The organism is Duganella sp. Root1480D1 (genome assembly GCF_001427305.1).
GTDB lineage: Bacteria > Pseudomonadota > Gammaproteobacteria > Burkholderiales > Burkholderiaceae_D > Rugamonas.
On record NZ_LMFZ01000045.1, the window covers coordinates 120,125 to 136,470 of the forward strand.

A 16,346-nucleotide genomic window follows, 5' to 3' on the forward strand; every position below is an offset into this window, starting at 1 on the left:
AAGGAACAATTTACTTAATGTTTTGCCATCATTATTTGGCTCACCAGTCTTTTTGATGATACAGTACGCCCTTTGCGATTCTTTCCGACTTTATGCCACTGATCCTTGAGATGTTTGGAATTATTCTATGAGTGAATCGTGGATTTCTGTCGAACAGATCGCCGAGCACTTGGGCGTCACAAGAGACTCGATCTATCGCTGGATCGACCGTAAAGGCTTGCCGGCGCACCGCGTCGGGCGTTTGTGGAAATTTCAACGCGCCGAAGTCGATGAATGGGTGCGTACTGGCGGAGCCGATGAAAACATCGAACGCAGGCACGAGGAAAAGTGAATGCAAACAAAAAAGCGCATGTGCTTGACCTGCGCGAGCCTTTTTGTGCCTTGGGGAGCAATAACCGATGACCAAATCTGAGGCACAAACCAGGTCTGAATTAATCGACAAACAGCTGTACCAGGCGGGGTGGAATGTCAAAGATCCTACTCAAGTTGTCGAAGAATTTGACATCCTCACGTCTCTAGGAGACGGCGTGGCCGAACCGCGCACGCCCTACGAGGGCCGCCAGTTCAGTGACTACGTCCTACTCGGCAAAGACCGCAGGCCGCTGGCGGTGATCGAGGCCAAAAAGACCAGCCGCGATGCCGCCATTGGCCGTGAGCAAGCGAAGCAGTACTGCTACAACATCCAGAAGCAATTGGGCGGCGAACTGCCGTTCTGCTTCTATACCAACGGCCATGAGCTCTATTTCTGGGACTTGGAGAACGTGCCGCCACGCAAGGTTATCGGTTTTCCCACGCGCGACGATCTGGAACGCTTTGCCTACATCCGCCGCAATCGCAAGCCGCTAACGCAGGAGTTCATCAACACCTCGATCGCCGGCCGTGATTATCAAATCCGCGCGATTCGCTCGGTGCTCGAAGGCATAGAGAAAAAGCAGCGTGATTTCCTGCTGGTGATGGCCACCGGCACGGGCAAAACCCGCACCTGCATTGCAATGGTCGATGCGCTGATGCGTGCTGGCCGCGCCGAGAAGGTGCTGTTCTTGGTTGACCGGATTGCGTTGCGCGAGCAAGCGCTGGCCGCCTTCAAGGAGCACATGCCCAATGAGCCGCGTTGGCCCAATGTCGGCGAAAAGCTGATTGCCACGGATCGCCGTGTGTACGTCGCCACCTACCCAACGATGCTGAACATCATCCGGGACGAGGCTCAGCACCTGTCACCGCACTTTTTCGACTTTATCGTCGTCGATGAGAGCCATCGCTCCATCTACAACACCTTCGGCGAGGTGCTCAACTACTTCAAGGCCATCACGCTGGGCCTAACGGCCACGCCGACCGACATCATCGACCACAACACTTTCCAGCTTTTCCATTGCGAAGACGGCATTCCCACGTTTGCCTACACCTATGAAGAAGCCGTGAACAACGTGCCACCTTACCTCTGCAACTTCCAGGTCATGAAGATTCAGACCAAGTTCCAGATGGAAGGTATCAGCAAGCGCACCATTTCGCTGGAAGACCAGAAGAAGCTGATCTTGCAGGGCAAGGAGGTTGAAGACATCAACTTCGAGGGCACCCAACTTGAAAAGCAGGTGATCAACAAGGGCACCAACACATTGATCGTCCGCGAATTCATGGAGGAAGCCATCAAGGACGCCAACGGCGTGCTGCCGGGCAAGTCCATCTTCTTTTGCGCCACCAAGGCCCACGCCCGGCGTATGGAAGAGATCTTCGACAAGCTCTATCCGCAGTACCACGGTGAACTCGCCAAGGTACTGGTTTCGGACGACCCGCGCGTCTACGGCAAAGGCGGCCTGCTCGATCAGTTCACCAACAACGACATGCCACGCATTGCCATCAGCGTGGACATGCTCGACACCGGCATCGACGTGCGTGAGATCGTGAATCTCGTCTTCGCGAAGCCGGTCTATTCCTATACCAAGTTTTGGCAGATGGTCGGGCGCGGCACCCGTCTGCTGGAAACCAGCAAGCCCAAGCCCTGGTGCGTGGAAAAAGAGGTGTTCCTGGTACTCGACTGTTGGGACAACTTCGAATACTTCAAGCTCAACCCCAAGGGCAAGGAACTGAAAGCCCAGTTGCCGCTGCCGGTGCGGTTGGTGGGCCTGCGCATCGACAAGATCGAAACGGCCAACGACAGCGGCCATGCTGATATTGCCACGCGCGAAATCGCCAAGCTCCGCGCGCAGATTGCAGCCCTACCCAAAGAATCGGTGGTGATCAAGGAAGCCACAGCCGTGCTGGTTCGGCTGGCTGATGACAACTTCTGGATCAGCCTCAGCCACGAACGGCTGGAATTCCTGCGCTTGGAAATCAAGCCGCTCTTCCGCACTGTGTCCGAGGCCGACTTCAGGGCTATGCGCTTCGAGCGCGACGTGCTTGAATATTCGCTAGCCGTTCTGAATAAAGACAAGGAACAGGCCGAAACAATTAAGGAAGGCATCGTCGAACAAATCAGCGAGCTACCGCTTTCGGTCAGCTTCGTGAAGCAGGAAGAGCCCCTGATTCGCTCCGCGCAAACCAGCCACCACTGGGCCAAAGCGGATGAAGACGCTTTCGACGAACTGATCGCTAAACTCGGCCCGCTGATGAAATTCCGCGAGCAACCCACCGGCCAGGAGCAAACCCACCTCGATCTGGCCGATGAACTGCACAAGAAGGAATGGGTGGAGTTCGGCCCGCAATACGAAGCCGTCAGCATCTCCCGCTACCGCGAGATGGTGGAAAGCCTGATAGCCGAACTCACCGAGCACAACCCAGTCCTGCAGAAGATCAAAAGCGGCCAAGCGGTAAGCAGCGAAGAGGCCAACGAACTGGCCGAGCTACTGCACGAAGAACACCCGCACATCACTGAAGGCCTGCTGCGTCAGGTCTACAAAAACCGCAAGGCACGCTTCATCCAGTTCATCCGTCACATCTTGGGTATTGAAGTGCTCAGGAGCTTTCCCGATGAGGTCGGCGCCGCCTTCGATCAGTTCATCCGCGCCCACACGGCACTCAGCAGTCGGCAGATGGAATTCCTCAACCTATTGAAGGGCTTCATTATCGAGCGCGAAAAGGTCGAGAAGAAAGACCTGATCAACGCCCCCTTCACGGTCATCCACCCGCAAGGCATCCGTGGCGTCTTCAGCCCGGCCGAAATCAACGAAATCCTGCAGCTGACCGAACGGTTGGCTGCCTAAAAATCAAGGCATTCCATGCTACAGAACAACCCCGAACTTAAAAGCAAGATCGATCAACTCTGGAACAAATTCTGGAGCGGCGGCATCAGCAACCCGCTCACCGCCATCGAGCAGATCACCTATCTGCTGTTCATGAAGCGGCTTGATGAGCTTGATCAGAAGCGCCAAGCCGACGCTGAATGGACGGGTGACAACTACACCTCCAAATTCGAAGGCAGCTGGATTCCTCCCGAATACCGCAGCCAGCCGGAACCCGAAAAATTCGCCATCGACAAGCGCGGCCTGCGCTGGAGCGAATTCAAGCGCATGCAGGCCCAAGAGATGCTGCAACACGTGCAGGGCAAGGTGTTTCCCTTCCTTAAAGACCTGAACGGTTCGGAGAGCAACTTCACCCACCACATGCGCAATGCCGTGTTCATCATCCCCAAGCCGGCCCTGCTGGTGGAGGCGGTGAAGACCATCGACGACATCTTCGAGGTGATGGAGCGCGATTCCCGAGAAAAGGGCCAGGCCTTTCAGGATATTCAAGGCGATGTCTATGAAATGCTGCTGTCAGAGATCGCCACCGCCGGCAAGAACGGCCAGTTCCGCACCCCCCGCCACATCATCAAGCTGATGGCCGATTTGGTGCAGCCGCAACTGGGCCACAAGATTGCCGACCCGGCCTGTGGCTCCGGCGGCTTTTTGCTCGGCGCCTATCAGTACATCGTCACGCAACTGGCTATCAAGGCGGAGAGCAAAAACCTCACACCCGATGAGGACGGCTTCGTGCGCACCTCGGTCGCCGCTGCGCTCACCGAAAAAGCGCAAGCCATTCTGGCCAGCTCGCTCTGGGGTTACGACATCGACCAGACCATGGTGCGACTGGGCCTGATGAACCTGATGATGCACGGTATCGACGAACCGCACATCGACTACAAGGACACCCTCAGCAAGAGCTACACCGAGGAAGCCGGATACGACATCGTCATGGCCAACCCACCTTTCACCGGCAGCATCGACAAGGGCGACATCAACGAGCACCTACAACTGGCCACCACCAAGACCGAGCTGCTGTTTGTCGAAAACATCTACCGCCTGCTGAAGAAGGGCGGCACCGCCTGCGTGATCGTGCCGCAGGGCGTGCTGTTCGGCTCCGGCGGCGCGTTTAGGACGCTGCGCCAGTTGCTGGTGGAGCGTTGCGATCTCAAGGCTGTAATCACCCTGCCCAGCGGCGTATTCAAACCCTATGCCGGTGTCAGCACCGCAATCCTGCTGTTCACCAAGGTTTGGGGGCCGAAAGACAAGGTGACAAAACCTGCCACCGAACACGTCTGGTTTTATGAAATGGCCGCTGACGGCTATTCACTGGACGACAAGCGCAGCAAGCAGGAAGGCTTTGGCGACCTGCAAGATATCATCGCCAGGTACCACGCTCGCGATGCGGCGACTAGCACCGACCGCACGGCCAAATTTTTCATGGTGCCGCGCGCCGAGATTGCGGATGAGAAAAACAACTTCGACCTTTCACTCTCCCGCTACAAGGAAGATGTATTCGAAGAAGTGCACTACGACGCGCCGGGCGTGATTCTGGATCGGCTGATTCAGGCTGAAGTCGGCGATGTGGATGAAGCGGAACTGGCCAAAGTGCAAAGCGGCATTGTACGTGAGTTGCTGGAATTAAAGGTGATGGTGGGATGAGCGCATTCAAACCTCTTCGGGAGCTCGTTAGCTTCAAGGGCGGCGGCACCCCGTCGAAACAAGTTCCAGCGTATTGGAATGGCGACATTCCCTGGGCAAGCGTCAAGGACTTCGCCTCTACGTCCTTGTCTGAAACTCAAGACTTCATCACTCAGGAAGGATTGACGAACAGCTCTGCGAATCTGATTCCCAAAGGGCATGTCATTATCCCCACGAGAATGTCGTTAGGGAAAGCGGCGATTAACACCGTAGATTTGGCAATAAACCAAGACCTGCGGGCGCTTGTTCCAAAAGTTGCTTTGGATACGAAATTTCTGCTGCACGCAGTTTTGTCATTGAAAGAAGAGATCGTCAAAAAGGGATCCGGTGCGACGGTCAAGGGCATTACTCAAGAAGAACTGTACAAACTCGAAATCGCCGTTCCCGAGGAATTGGACGATCAAATCCGCATTGGACATCTGCTCGGCAAAGTGGAAGGGCTGATCGTCCAGCGCAAACAACACCTGCAACAACTGGACGACCTGTTCAAGAGCGTGTTTCTGGAAATGTTTGGAGACCCGGTGCGGAATGAGAAGGGCTGGAGCAAACCCGAGCTAAAAGCCTTTGGCAAGATTTCGACTGGCAATACACCACCCAGAAATGAAGCTGAAAATTACGATGGCGATTTCATCGAGTGGATAAAGACGGACAACATCGCAGGTAATGCTGTTTTCGTCACGCCTGCCGCTGAGCATCTGTCTGAGGTTGGGGCGAGAAAGGCGAGAACAATAACGGCTGGGGCTTTGCTCGTGGCCTGTATCGCCGGTAGCATCGAATCGATTGGGCGTGCAGCACTGACAAACAGGACGGTGTCCTTCAATCAGCAGATCAATGCCATTCAGCCCGGAGACGATGTCAGTCCCTTGTATTTGTATGGCCTGTTTAAGTTGTCTCGGGCCTACATACAGAGCCATGCAACGAAGGGAATGAAGAAGATTCTAACGAAAGGTGATTTCGAGAAGATCGCGATGATCAAGCCACCCTTTGTGCTCCAGAATCAATTTGCTGTGATCGCAGGCAAAATTGAAGTCATTAAAGCCCGCTATCAGCAAAGTCTCACTGTTCTAGAGGCCCTTTACGGCGCACTAAGCCAGCGGGCTTTCAAGGGGGAGCTGGATTTGACGCGGATACCCTTGCCGGGCATACAATCAGAGGAAGAGAAAACCGTGGCAGCAGAACCTTCGCAAGCGCCTGCCGAACAGGAATTGACCATCCATTTGCCGGACACCGACAACCTGCTCGCGGCACTGGAGAGCGCTGAGGCGCGCAAGCATCTGCTGGCACAGTGGTTAGAGGCCTATCGCGGCCAACTGGGCAGCGCGCCATTTTTTCTACAGCGCTTCATGGCGGCAGCGCAAACGCGGCTTGCGGAACTGCATCCGGTCAATGATTTCGAACTGGGCGCAAGTGACTACGAACATATAAAGGGTTGGATGTTCGAGGCGCTGACCGCTGGCCGTCTTGTCCAGTCAAGAAATGTCACTGACTACGACGAGAAGAGTGGCGAGCCCATCTTCGGAAACTCGATTGAGCTAAAGGCCTGTCAGACATGAAGCTGCTGCGCCTGAAGATCACTGACCCTGCAGGCTTTCGCAGCCTGCCCTGTGGTTTTGAGCATCACTTCCGCACCGAATGGGGCTTGCAGGAAGAGTTGGCGCAACCCAACGAATTTGCCCCCTTCGTCTGCGCTGGGCCCAACGGCAGCGGCAAATCCAACCTGCTCGAAGCGCTGGCGGCGATCTTCTACCAGTTGGAAGTGCTGCGCGTGCGCCGCAGCTTTCTGCCCGAAGCACTGCAAGACGGGGCGCTGGATGTATCGCCCGTCGCCTTTGAGCTGGATTACCTGATCCGCGTTCCCGCCGAGTACCGCAGCTCCGGCAGCCCGCTGTGGGCGAAAGTCGTCGTGTGGAAGAACGCTGGCGAATCGGTCCGCTTTCAGTGGGAAAACCAGAGCGATTTCAGCACCGATGTGTACGAGGTGTTCAAGGGCGGCCATGCCGATACCCTGCTGCCGCAGTACGTGCTGGGCTATTCGTCGGGCGAAAACGAAATCCTCAGCCTGCCTTTCTTCAAGATGCGTTTCGTGCAATTCGACGAGTACTGGAACGCACTGACCCGGCAGGTGAGCTACCCCGGCCACCCGGAAACGCGGCTGGCCTATCTGGACAGCGGATTCAGTCAGGCCATCCTGCTGTGCAACCTGCTGTTTCAGGACGAGGCCACACTCCAGCCCTTCCGCGAGGATGTGGGCATTGAGGCCCTGCGCGAGTTCCGCATCATCCTGCGCCGCCAAATTCCAATCGAAGCAGCACAACTTGAAGTCTTTGACCTCGCTGACGAAGATCAGAAGCGCGAGCGACGAAACCGAATACAGGCGGAAGCTAGAGAGCGCGGGCTCTCAGAGTCTGAGATCAGCCAATCAATTGATGATTTGGTTCGTCGCGAGATCATCAAAAGCAATCCCTCGCTCTCGGAAACTGATGAGCCAGGAAACACCCGCTATCGCCTAAATTTGCTGCAGCTGTTGGAGGGAGACGAGAAATCCTCGCTGGTGGTGAGCGCCCTCAAGCGTTGTGCCACCTTGCATTACGTTGATGACGCCACGGACACGCTGGTGCTCGACTACTGGGTGAATGATGCGACCAGGCAGGCATTCTGTGAGAACTTCGATGGTTCGGCGCTGGTGCTGTTTCAGGCGTTTCAGGTGCTGTTGACGCTTAACCTGTATGCCGTCAGCGACATACTGAAGTCCGATCTCTATACCTCCATCAGCCACTACGTGGGCGAGACGGTGCCGACGCTGGCCTCCGACCAGCGCATTATGCGTTTCAAGTTCGTGCGCTTCACCAAGCAGGGCGTGGCGCAGCCGATGATGCTCAAAGAGTTGTCGGACGGCGAGCATCAGTTGCTGCACAGCCTCGGCCTGTGCCTGCTGTTTCGGGCCACCAATAGCCTGTTCCTGCTCGACGAACCTGAGACGCACTTCAACCCAGACTGGCGCGCCAAGTTCATCAGTCGTTTGCGCCAATGTCTGCCGGGCCATGGTGAATTCGCACAAGAAATGCTGGTCACCACTCATACGCCTTTCCTGATCTCCGACAGCAAGCCGGACAAGGTGCTGGTGTTTGCCAAGGACAAATCCAGCGGCGCAGTCAGCATCAACCGCCCGGACTACAACACGATGGGCGCGTCAATCAACAAGATCACCATGAACACCTTCGGCAAACGCGAAACCATCGGCGGCCATGCGCAGGCCTTGCTGGGTGCGTTGCGAGTCCGCTTTGAGCAGGGCAACGAAGACAAGGAAGTCCTGATCACGGAGATTCACCAGCAGCTTGGTGACTCGGTAGAAAAAGTGCTGCTGATCAAGGCCATCCTGAACGATGATCAGCCAGGCAATGGGGAGGTTCTGGGCTGATGCTGTTTCCGTACACCTATGTGCCGCACCAGATGGAAAGGCTGCAGACCTTCATCGACTTCATCTTCTACGCGGTATGGTGCCAGGCACCACTAAAGCGCCCCTACCGTCTAGAGCTTTTTGCCTCGAATCCTGAGCTGTTTGAGGTGATGACAGCATTTCACTACGACGACAGCAAAGCGGCTGAGTTTTTCGCAGGACATGTAGAACGTATCTACGCGCTCTTCGCGCCTTTGAGTCCTTGCCAGGTCGAGCAGCTTCGTCTCTGGTACAGGGCGAACAACGATGTGGAGGGGGTATGTGCCAACGATCACGCCATGTCGCTGCAGCGATATGCTGACTTTCCTGCGGAGCTCAAAGATCTGCGTGATCAGTTGGCGTCGTTCTTCAAAGGTCTGTATTCGCATGTGGACATTGCCGCGCTGAAAAAGAAGTGCGGCGACATCGATGATCACTACCGGACCTTTGTGCAGACCAACAAGGCAGGGAAGTGCCCGTTTTGCGGCATCAACGATTTGCTGGGCGAATATCACAGCAAGCGCGAAGCTTATGACCACTACCTGCCCAAGGCACTATACCCATTCAATTCCATCAACTTTCGTAATCTTGTCCCAGCCTGTCACCACTGCAACAGTAGCTACAAGACCAGCAAGGACCCTGCCTACACGCCCAAAGATCCCGCCAGATCTGTTCATCGCCGTGCGGTTTTCTACCCGTACACAAAAGCGCCGCGTGCCATTGAGTTACAAGTCACCTTGCATCAAGTAGATATCGCAAAGCTCACGCCGGCAGAAATCACCTTGCAGTTTGGCCCAGCCACCGTTACCGAGGAGATCGATACGTGGAAGGATGTATATGGCATTGAAGAGCGCTACAAAGCAAAACTATGCGGAGAGAATGACGGAAAGTACTGGATCACTCAAGTGCTTGATGAATGGAAAGAAGATGGCCGAGACCCTGCCGAGTTCCTAACAACATTGGCACGGCAGGCCCAGAGCCGTCCTTATGCTGAGTGCAACTTTCTCAAGAAATCCTTTCTCGACGCCTGCAAAAAGATCGGTGCTTTATAGAGGCTTCGATACATGAACTTACGGCGGCCACTAATGGTAACAATTCACGGATCAAAACCTTATGAATCAATTTGAAGCGAAAATCAGGGATCATCTCGCATTGAATTTAGATTTGATCGAGAAAGGTTTGACTATCATTAATAGCGAGTACCATTTAAGAAATTCCTTTGGTACAAACGGACGTATAGATATTTTGGCGCGTGATTTTTTTGGAAATTATGTAATCATTGAAATAAAACGAAGTGAACAGGCCGCTCGACAGGCGCTGCACGAGCTATTTAAGTATGTGTCTATTTTACACAGGCAATTAGGTGTGGCGCAGACCAGCATCCGTGCGATGCTTGTATCTACGGTTTGGGATGAATTAGCCGTACCGTTTTCTGAATTCTTGGAAATTGCACCATGTCATACCGAAGGGATAAGAATTACAGCCAATACAGAAGGTCAGATTATTTCGGCTGTAAAATTTACTCCGATAGCATTAAATGCTGCTTTGAGTATTTCTCAAAGTCAAAATATTCATCTGTATGAACGAGTCGAGCAGCGTGATGAAAATGTTCGCGTTGTTTCCGATTCGCTACTAAAAGTCGGCATCAATGACCATGTATTATTTTCCGTTGATCATGTGGGGGAGGACGAGAGGGTTATTTATCCACACGGAATTTATGTGACATTTTCGTCCCCTTTTTTCTTGGTCAGCGAAGAACAGCAGGACGCACTCAAGCAACAGCTAAATTGGGACGATGAGCTGGATCAGCCAGACGAGAATTTTCTCATGGCTTATTGCCGGGACTTTTTCAATCATGACACGATGGAAATTGGGTATCCAGATAAGCTTCGTGTGATGACTGATGCATGGGAAGTGAATGTTATCCTGCGGTCTGGCCGGTTCAAGTCTAATGAGCAGTTGATATCCAATGAACAGGTAATACAGCTGGCAATGCAGACAGAAGGTGGCTCACCACACTATCTAAATTGTATAACATCACCAAAATTTGTGGATCGTTGGAATCAATTGAAGAATGATAGCTTGCTAGTTGCCAAGGGTAATTCAGGCTGGGAGCTGGCTATCCCAATGATACTAGAAGAAATCGCCGTTCGAGACCCAAATGCCAAAGTAGCAGTTTCCATATACAACATCGCAAATACACATTTTGCATTATGTAAGTTGTGCATCGGAGATATTCGATATTTCCCTACCGTCGAAATTTTTTCACAGGAATCAAGTGGGGTAATAATCTATTCATCCTTGGTTCGTTGGAACAAGAAGATAATTAATATTTCTCCGGATGATTTTTTTAGAATAACCTGTACCGACCCAATGTATTGGTTGACCGCACAGCATTTTGGCTCTCAGTTTGAATTCGATGATCTTGTTCGGGAGCGTATTGGCCTGGAAACACCTTTCTTCCAGATCGATTGCCCAGATTCCACTGAATCGAACACAAATGAGCTTACATTTACGGAAAAAATTTCGCGTAAGGCCATACCAGGTGAACTAGGTCTTGGGTTCAAAGGATTCTTTAGCAAAAATAGGGCATTCTTCACGCAATACCGCGAGTTGGTCAGTAATTTTGCAGGAGCGCTGTTTGAGTAGTACACATGATGTTTAATTGTACTAGCTTAGGACCTGTGACCAGTCTGTCCTATCGTTACGACTGTTCATTCGATCGGTTTTTTTCGCGTTTGGCGGCGATGATGGTGCGCATTCTGGCCATCACGTGATCGTGCGGGATGCTTACCCGTGGGTCGTCGATGGCTTCCTGCACCAGGGCATGGAACCAGCGATCATATGCAGCCGCGTCCTCGGTGGTACCGAACTCGGATTCAATCGGGGAGAGGGGCGCGTTCATGCTTCCTAGGTTACACTAAGTCGAGCCGATTTGATTTCAGCTCAGCTTTGCAATACGCAGCAGTCTACTTTGCTTATCTGGATGCCAGGCTTGTGCCAGCCCCTTCCTGCGCTGACCAGGCAGAGCATACATAATGAGGACTGTCAGAGTCGGCAAGTGGTAAAAGTACTGTGCATATGCGCAACGGCCATCCGGCAACACCCTCGCCTCGATTTCGCTCCAGCCTGCGATCTTCTTGCCTATCTTGGGATGCAGACTGGGGCCGATAGCAAGAAACACTTCGGGATGCGCAGTTCGTCCAAGCAGCGCTTTGGAAAAGCCTACAATATCGATCGACAAACCGAACTCTGCAATTCTGCAACCGAAGTGCTTCACAAAATACAAATGAACGTCCAGCATTCTGGCGCTTGGCGATTTGAAGACCTTGTTCAGCTTTAGCAGCTGCCCAACGCGCAAAGGCGCCCTGCTTCTTAAGGCGGCTGACAACTGCTCCCAAGCACGGTCGTAAGGCTGTGTCAGGGTGCTGTTGCAATGTCCGCATAGCCGGGCTTTGGACTTAAACCCATCGTCCTTGATAGTCCGCTTACGGATATTTCGCGCCAAATCCGAGTGCAGATACAGCTGACGGTTCTGAGATACATTGCCGAACGTTGCTCGAAGGTCCGACGCCTTCAGCATGTGTTCGCCAGAATCCGCAGGCTTACCACAAATCCAGCAATCCATAATTTACTCACTACCCATTGGTCCCGTTGCTTTAGGCGCTCGCGGCTTATTAAGTCGTGTTGCGTTTGAAACCTCATGGCACGCAACACTTCCGATCTATTACAAAACGCAACAGAATTTAAGCAATGATAGTACATCATATAGGAGGAAATAGCGCAACACTAGCCCGATTCTACACAGTTTGCGAAGTTATGCCTTAATCCCAGAGATCCTTCAATCCGCTGACCAAGGCGTCGAAAACCGTTCTGCACCGTGCATTATTCCGCAAATCCGAATGCATGGTGACCCACGTCGTCATCGTCATATGCATTTCCTTTTGAAGGATTCGAACGAGGTTCTTGTCCCGCGAAGCCAATCCTACCTGGTATCCGCCAATCCCTGCGCCGGCGCGTACCAAGGCCATTTGCGCGAGATTGCTGTCGCAGCGGTATGCGAATATTTCGCGCTTCCATCCGCCAAATTTTTCGCCTGCCGCCCTAAGAAACGGCGTCTCCATATCGAAGCCCACGAGGCTGTGGCTCGCGAGCTCCGCGAGCTTCTTCGGCTCGCCTTGCACCGCCAGGTACTCCTTGTGCGCATAGAATCCCAGCGCAACTTCGCCGACGCGCTGTGCCAATAAAAGATCCTGCTGCGGCCGCGTCATACGCACGGCAATGTCGACCTCTCGTCCGAGCAAATCCTGAACGGAGTCACTAAGGACGAGTTCAATCGCCAATTCAGGATATTTGGTGCGAAGCGGCGCCAGGATCGATGGCAGGATTTCTACGCCCACGACTTCACTCGCCGAGATCCGCACGGCTCCCCGAACCGCGCTGTGGCCATGGGCGCTGCGTTCTATCGATGCGGCGGCGTGCTGCATTTCTTCGAGCTGCGAGCGCAATTGCAGCGCTGCGTCGGTCGGCTGCAGCCCCGATTGGGAGCGCGTGAATAGCGCCAGTCCGAGGCCGGATTCCAGCTCAGATATATGGCGCCCGACAGTCGGCTGCGTCAATCCCAGCGATCTGGCGGCGCCTGACAGTGACTGGGCGTTCAAAACGTGCAAAAAGGTCCGGTACAAGTCCCAGGGAATCGAGGTTGTCATACAAATTTGTATAGCGGATGCAAAGCTTTAGGGAATTTTCGTTGATCCCGAGTTTGGCGATAATTCGCTCCATAGTCAACTTTACGGAGCAAATCATGCAAGCAAAAATGGTATTGGTACTCGGTCCAAGTGGCGGAATCGGTGGCGAAATGCTGCGGCAACTCGTGGCCAATGGCTGGAAAGTCCGCGCACTGAAACGCGGCCTAGGTGTCGCAAGCCGTATCTCCGGTGGCGTTGAATGGATCGAGGGCGACGCGATGAATGCGCAGGACGTCGGCAGGGCGTCTGAAGGCTGTTCCGTGATCGTTCACGCCGTCAATCCGCCGGGCTATCGGGGCTGGGGCCAGCAGGTTTTGCCGATGATCGACAACACAATCGCCGCAGCTGCTGCGCAAGGCGCAACCATCGTCTTGCCGGGAACGGTCTATAACTACGGACCGGATGCCTTCCCGGTCCTTCACGAAAATTCGTTGCAGCGCCCTCTTACGCGTAAAGGCAAAATCCGCGTCGAAATGGAGAAGCGCCTGCAGGAGGCAAGCCAGCACGGTAAAGTGCGCGTGATCGTGGTCCGGGCCGGCGACTTCTTTGGCCCGGGCGCCCGCAATAACTGGCTTTCGCAAGGCATGATCCAACCGGGCCAGGTGCCGGCTGAGGTCAAGCTTCCTGGCGCGCCGGGCGTTGGCCATCAATATGCTTACTTGCCCGACGTGGCGGCAACCATGATTGCGCTGCTGGATATGCGCGAAAAATTGCCTGCATTCGCCAGCTACCACATGGCCGGATATTGGGACCATGATGGCACCGAGTTTGGACAGGCAATACAGCGCGTAGTTGAATCCCACGGGGCAAAGCGCCCAAAGCTGAAGGCGTTCCCGTGGTGGCTGATACGTCTCGCTGCGCCATTCAACGAGACTCTGCGCGAAATGATGGAAATGCGCTATTTATGGCAGCGCGCGGTTCGGATGGAAAACCGGCAGCTTCGGAAGGTACTTGGCACCGAGCCCCATACGCCGCTTGAAACCGCCCTCGCCTGCACGCTTGGCAGCCTTGGCTGCCTTCCTGCCGACGCTTAGCGGGATTTGGCTGCCGCTTTGGCGCGAGCCGCGTGCAATTTGCGGTAGCTGTCGATCTTGCGTTGATGCCTGTCGAGTCCTTCCAGCTTCATGCTGGCTGGGGTCAAGCCATAGAATCGCACGCTGCCGTCGACGGAGCCGATTACCGCGTCCATCTTCTCGTCACCGAACATGCGGCGGAAGTTGACGACGTAATCGTCCAGTTCCATGTCTTCGTCGAGCAGTACTTCCAGTACAGCGCTCAAGGCCTGGTAGAACAGGCCGCGATCCAGGCTGTTGTCGTTGTACTGCAGGAAGGCATCGACCAGTTCGCGGGCGGCTTCGTATTCATTGAGGGCCAGGTTAATCAGCAGCCTCAATTCCAGTACGGTCAGTTGACCCCACACCGTGTTTTCGTCGAACTCGATGCCGATCAGGGTGGCAATGTCGCCGTATTCATCAAGCTCGCTGTTTTCCAGGCGTTCGAGGAGTTCATCCAGGCTGTCGTCATCCAGGCGATGCAGGTTCAGGATATCGTCGCGGAACAGGAGCGCTTTGTTAGTGTTATCCCAGATTAGGTCTTCCACCGGATAGATTTCGGAGTAGCCAGGCACCAGGATGCGGCATGCAGTCGCACCCAATTCATCGTAGACCGCCATGTAGGCTTCTTTGCCCAGGTCTTTCAGGATGCCAAACAAGGTCGCCGCTTCTTCGGCATTCGAGTTTTCGCCTTGACCTGAGAAATCCCACTCCACGAAATCGAAGTCTGACTTGGCGCTGAAGAAGCGCCAGGACACGATCCCGCTGGAGTCGATGAAGTGTTCCACAAAGTTGTTTGGCTCGGTCACCGCGTTGCTGACGAAGGTCGGGCGAGGCAAATCGTTCAGGCCTTCAAAGCTGCGGCCCTGGAGCAGTTCGGTCAGGCTGCGTTCCAGCGCCACTTCAAAGCTCGGATGCGCGCCGAACGAGGCGAACACGCCGCCCGTGCGCGGGTTCATCAGCGTCACGCACATCACCGGATAGGTTCCGCCAAGCGAGGCGTCCTTCACCAGCACCGGGAAGCCCTGGTCTTCCAGGCCTTTGATGCCTGCAACAATCCCTGGATACTTGGCCAGCACTTCGTGTGGCACGTCGGGCAGCGCCAGTTCGCCTTCCAGGATTTCGCGCTTGACCGCCCTTTCGAAAATCTCCGACAGGCATTGCACTTGTGCTTCTACCAACGTGTTCCCGGCACTCATGCCGTTACTGACGAAGAGGTTTTCGACCAGGTTGGTCGGGAAGTACACGGTTTCGCCGTCGGACTGCCTGACGAACGGCAATGAGCAGATGCCGCGTTCAACGTTGCCGGAGTTGGTGTCGTACAGGTGCGAGCCACGCAGCTCGCCATCGGCATCGTAAATCCCGCGGGTGTACTCATCCAGGATCTCGGCCGGCAGCGCATCTTTTCGGCCAGGCTTGAACCAGCGCTCGTTCGGATAATGCACGAAGTCGGCGTTGGCAATGTCCTCGCCCCAGAATTCACCGGCGTAGAAGTGGTTGCAGCTAATGCGTTCGATGTATTCGCCCAGTGCAGACGCCAGCGCACTTTCCTTGGTTGAGCCTTTGCCGTTGGTGAAGCACATTGGCGAGTGCGCGTCGCGGATATGCAGCGACCAGACATTGGGGACGATATTGCGCCAGGAAGCGATTTCAATCTTGATGCCGAGGTTGGCCAGGAGGCCCGACATATTGGCGATGGTCTGCTCCAGCGGCAGGTCCTTGCCAGGGATGTAAGTGGTGGTGCCGGCAGCAGGATCAAGGGTCAGCAAAGCCTGGGCATCGGCGTCCAGGTTTTCGACTTCCTCAATGATGAATTCAGGGCCGGCCTGTACTACTTTTTTCACGGTGCAGCGGTCGATGGAACGCAGGATGCCTTCGCGGTCTTTGGCCGAGATATCGGGCGGCAGCTCAACCTGGATCTTGAAAATCTGCTGGTAGCGGTTTTCGGGATCGACAATATTATTTTGCGACAGGCGGATGTTTTCAGTTGGAATATTGCGAGTCGAGCAATACAGCTTTACAAAATACGCGGCGCACAAGGCCGACGAAGCCAGGAAGTAGTCAAATGGGCCCGGCGCCGAGCCGTCTCCCTTATAGCGGATTGGCTGGTCTGCAATGACCGTGAAATCGTCGAATTTGGCTTCGAGACGAAGCTTATCGAGAAAGTTGACCTTAATTTCCATGGCAATGTTCC

Annotated in this window: 12 protein-coding genes; 8 read left to right on the plus strand and 4 right to left on the minus strand. The window is 54.4% G+C overall.

The window, feature by feature from the left end:
* Positions 1-127: 127 nt before the first annotated feature.
* From ASD58_RS23460 to ASD58_RS23490, 7 genes are all read left to right on the plus strand, one after another.
* The gene (locus ASD58_RS23460) at positions 128-331 is read left to right on the plus strand and encodes a helix-turn-helix domain-containing protein (RefSeq protein WP_057263668.1); all 204 of its coding nucleotides are present in this window, start codon (positions 128-130) and stop codon (positions 329-331) included.
* A 67-nt stretch (positions 332-398) separates the two neighbouring features.
* Positions 399-3,197 carry a DEAD/DEAH box helicase family protein gene (locus ASD58_RS23465; RefSeq protein WP_057263670.1) on the plus strand — a complete coding sequence of 933 codons (2,799 nt, stop codon included), beginning with the start codon at positions 399-401 and terminating at the stop codon, positions 3,195-3,197.
* Positions 3,198-3,212: 15 nt separating this feature from the next.
* A complete protein-coding gene (locus tag ASD58_RS23470; protein WP_057263672.1) occupies positions 3,213-4,877 on the plus strand; it encodes a class I SAM-dependent DNA methyltransferase in 1,665 nt (554 codons plus the stop codon).
* Complete coding sequence (locus tag ASD58_RS23475; protein ID WP_082565635.1) at positions 4,874-6,469, plus strand: restriction endonuclease subunit S; 1,596 nt, start codon at positions 4,874-4,876, stop codon at positions 6,467-6,469. The genes ASD58_RS23470 and ASD58_RS23475 overlap by 4 nt, the downstream gene beginning before the upstream one ends.
* Positions 6,466-8,334, plus strand: a complete 1,869-nt coding sequence (locus ASD58_RS23480) for a restriction system-associated AAA family ATPase (RefSeq protein WP_057263674.1) — start codon at positions 6,466-6,468, stop codon at positions 8,332-8,334. The genes ASD58_RS23475 and ASD58_RS23480 overlap by 4 nt, the downstream gene beginning before the upstream one ends.
* Positions 8,334-9,404 carry an HNH endonuclease gene (locus ASD58_RS23485; protein ID WP_057263676.1) on the plus strand — a complete coding sequence of 357 codons (1,071 nt, stop codon included), beginning with the start codon at positions 8,334-8,336 and terminating at the stop codon, positions 9,402-9,404. Before ASD58_RS23480 ends, ASD58_RS23485 begins: the two co-directional genes overlap by 1 nt.
* 61 nt (positions 9,405-9,465) lie before the next feature.
* Positions 9,466-11,001, plus strand: a complete 1,536-nt coding sequence (locus ASD58_RS23490; RefSeq protein WP_057263678.1) for an endonuclease NucS domain-containing protein — start codon at positions 9,466-9,468, stop codon at positions 10,999-11,001.
* Positions 11,002-11,056: 55 nt separating this feature from the next.
* Here the strand turns inward: ASD58_RS23490 and ASD58_RS23495 are convergent, their stop codons facing one another.
* From ASD58_RS23495 to ASD58_RS23505, 3 genes are all read right to left on the minus strand, one after another.
* A complete protein-coding gene (locus tag ASD58_RS23495) occupies positions 11,057-11,257 on the minus strand; it encodes a hypothetical protein (protein ID WP_057263680.1) in 201 nt (66 codons plus the stop codon).
* Positions 11,258-11,293: 36 nt separating this feature from the next.
* Positions 11,294-11,935, minus strand: a complete 642-nt coding sequence (locus ASD58_RS23500; RefSeq protein ID WP_057263682.1) for a hypothetical protein — start codon at positions 11,933-11,935, stop codon at positions 11,294-11,296.
* 241 nt (positions 11,936-12,176) lie between these two features.
* Positions 12,177-13,061, minus strand: coding sequence for a LysR family transcriptional regulator (locus ASD58_RS23505; RefSeq protein ID WP_057263684.1), 885 nt, complete (start codon positions 13,059-13,061; stop codon positions 12,177-12,179).
* A gap of 95 nt (positions 13,062-13,156) precedes the next feature.
* Between ASD58_RS23505 and ASD58_RS23510 the strand changes: the two genes are divergently transcribed.
* Complete coding sequence (locus tag ASD58_RS23510) at positions 13,157-14,134, plus strand: NAD-dependent epimerase/dehydratase family protein (protein ID WP_057263686.1); 978 nt, start codon at positions 13,157-13,159, stop codon at positions 14,132-14,134.
* Here the strand turns inward: ASD58_RS23510 and ASD58_RS23515 are convergent.
* Complete coding sequence (locus ASD58_RS23515) at positions 14,131-16,335, minus strand: OsmC domain/YcaO domain-containing protein (RefSeq protein WP_057263687.1); 2,205 nt, start codon at positions 16,333-16,335, stop codon at positions 14,131-14,133. The two genes, ASD58_RS23510 and ASD58_RS23515, sit on opposite strands and share 4 nt — an antisense overlap.
* Between the last annotated feature and the right edge of the window lie 11 nt (positions 16,336-16,346).

What these genes read in the sequence shown, in the direction of transcription:
- ASD58_RS23490 (WP_057263678.1), top strand. Translation starts at nt 9,466, where the DNA reads ATGAATCAATTTGAAGCGAAAATCAGGGATCATCTCGCATTGAATTTA.
- ASD58_RS23510 (WP_057263686.1), top strand. Translation starts at nt 13,157, where the DNA reads ATGCAAGCAAAAATGGTATTGGTACTCGGTCCAAGTGGCGGAATCGGT.
- ASD58_RS23500 (WP_057263682.1), bottom strand. Translation starts at nt 11,935, where the DNA reads ATGCTGAAGGCGTCGGACCTTCGAGCAACGTTCGGCAATGTATCTCAG.
- ASD58_RS23485 (WP_057263676.1), top strand. Translation starts at nt 8,334, where the DNA reads ATGCTGTTTCCGTACACCTATGTGCCGCACCAGATGGAAAGGCTGCAG.
- ASD58_RS23465 (WP_057263670.1), top strand. Translation starts at nt 399, where the DNA reads ATGACCAAATCTGAGGCACAAACCAGGTCTGAATTAATCGACAAACAG.
- ASD58_RS23480 (WP_057263674.1), top strand. Translation starts at nt 6,466, where the DNA reads ATGAAGCTGCTGCGCCTGAAGATCACTGACCCTGCAGGCTTTCGCAGC.
- ASD58_RS23495 (WP_057263680.1), bottom strand. Translation starts at nt 11,257, where the DNA reads ATGAACGCGCCCCTCTCCCCGATTGAATCCGAGTTCGGTACCACCGAG.
- ASD58_RS23475 (WP_082565635.1), top strand. Translation starts at nt 4,874, where the DNA reads ATGAGCGCATTCAAACCTCTTCGGGAGCTCGTTAGCTTCAAGGGCGGC.
- ASD58_RS23470 (WP_057263672.1), top strand. Translation starts at nt 3,213, where the DNA reads ATGCTACAGAACAACCCCGAACTTAAAAGCAAGATCGATCAACTCTGG.
- ASD58_RS23505 (WP_057263684.1), bottom strand. Translation starts at nt 13,061, where the DNA reads ATGACAACCTCGATTCCCTGGGACTTGTACCGGACCTTTTTGCACGTT.
- ASD58_RS23515 (WP_057263687.1), bottom strand. Translation starts at nt 16,335, where the DNA reads ATGGAAATTAAGGTCAACTTTCTCGATAAGCTTCGTCTCGAAGCCAAA.
- ASD58_RS23460 (WP_057263668.1), top strand. Translation starts at nt 128, where the DNA reads ATGAGTGAATCGTGGATTTCTGTCGAACAGATCGCCGAGCACTTGGGC.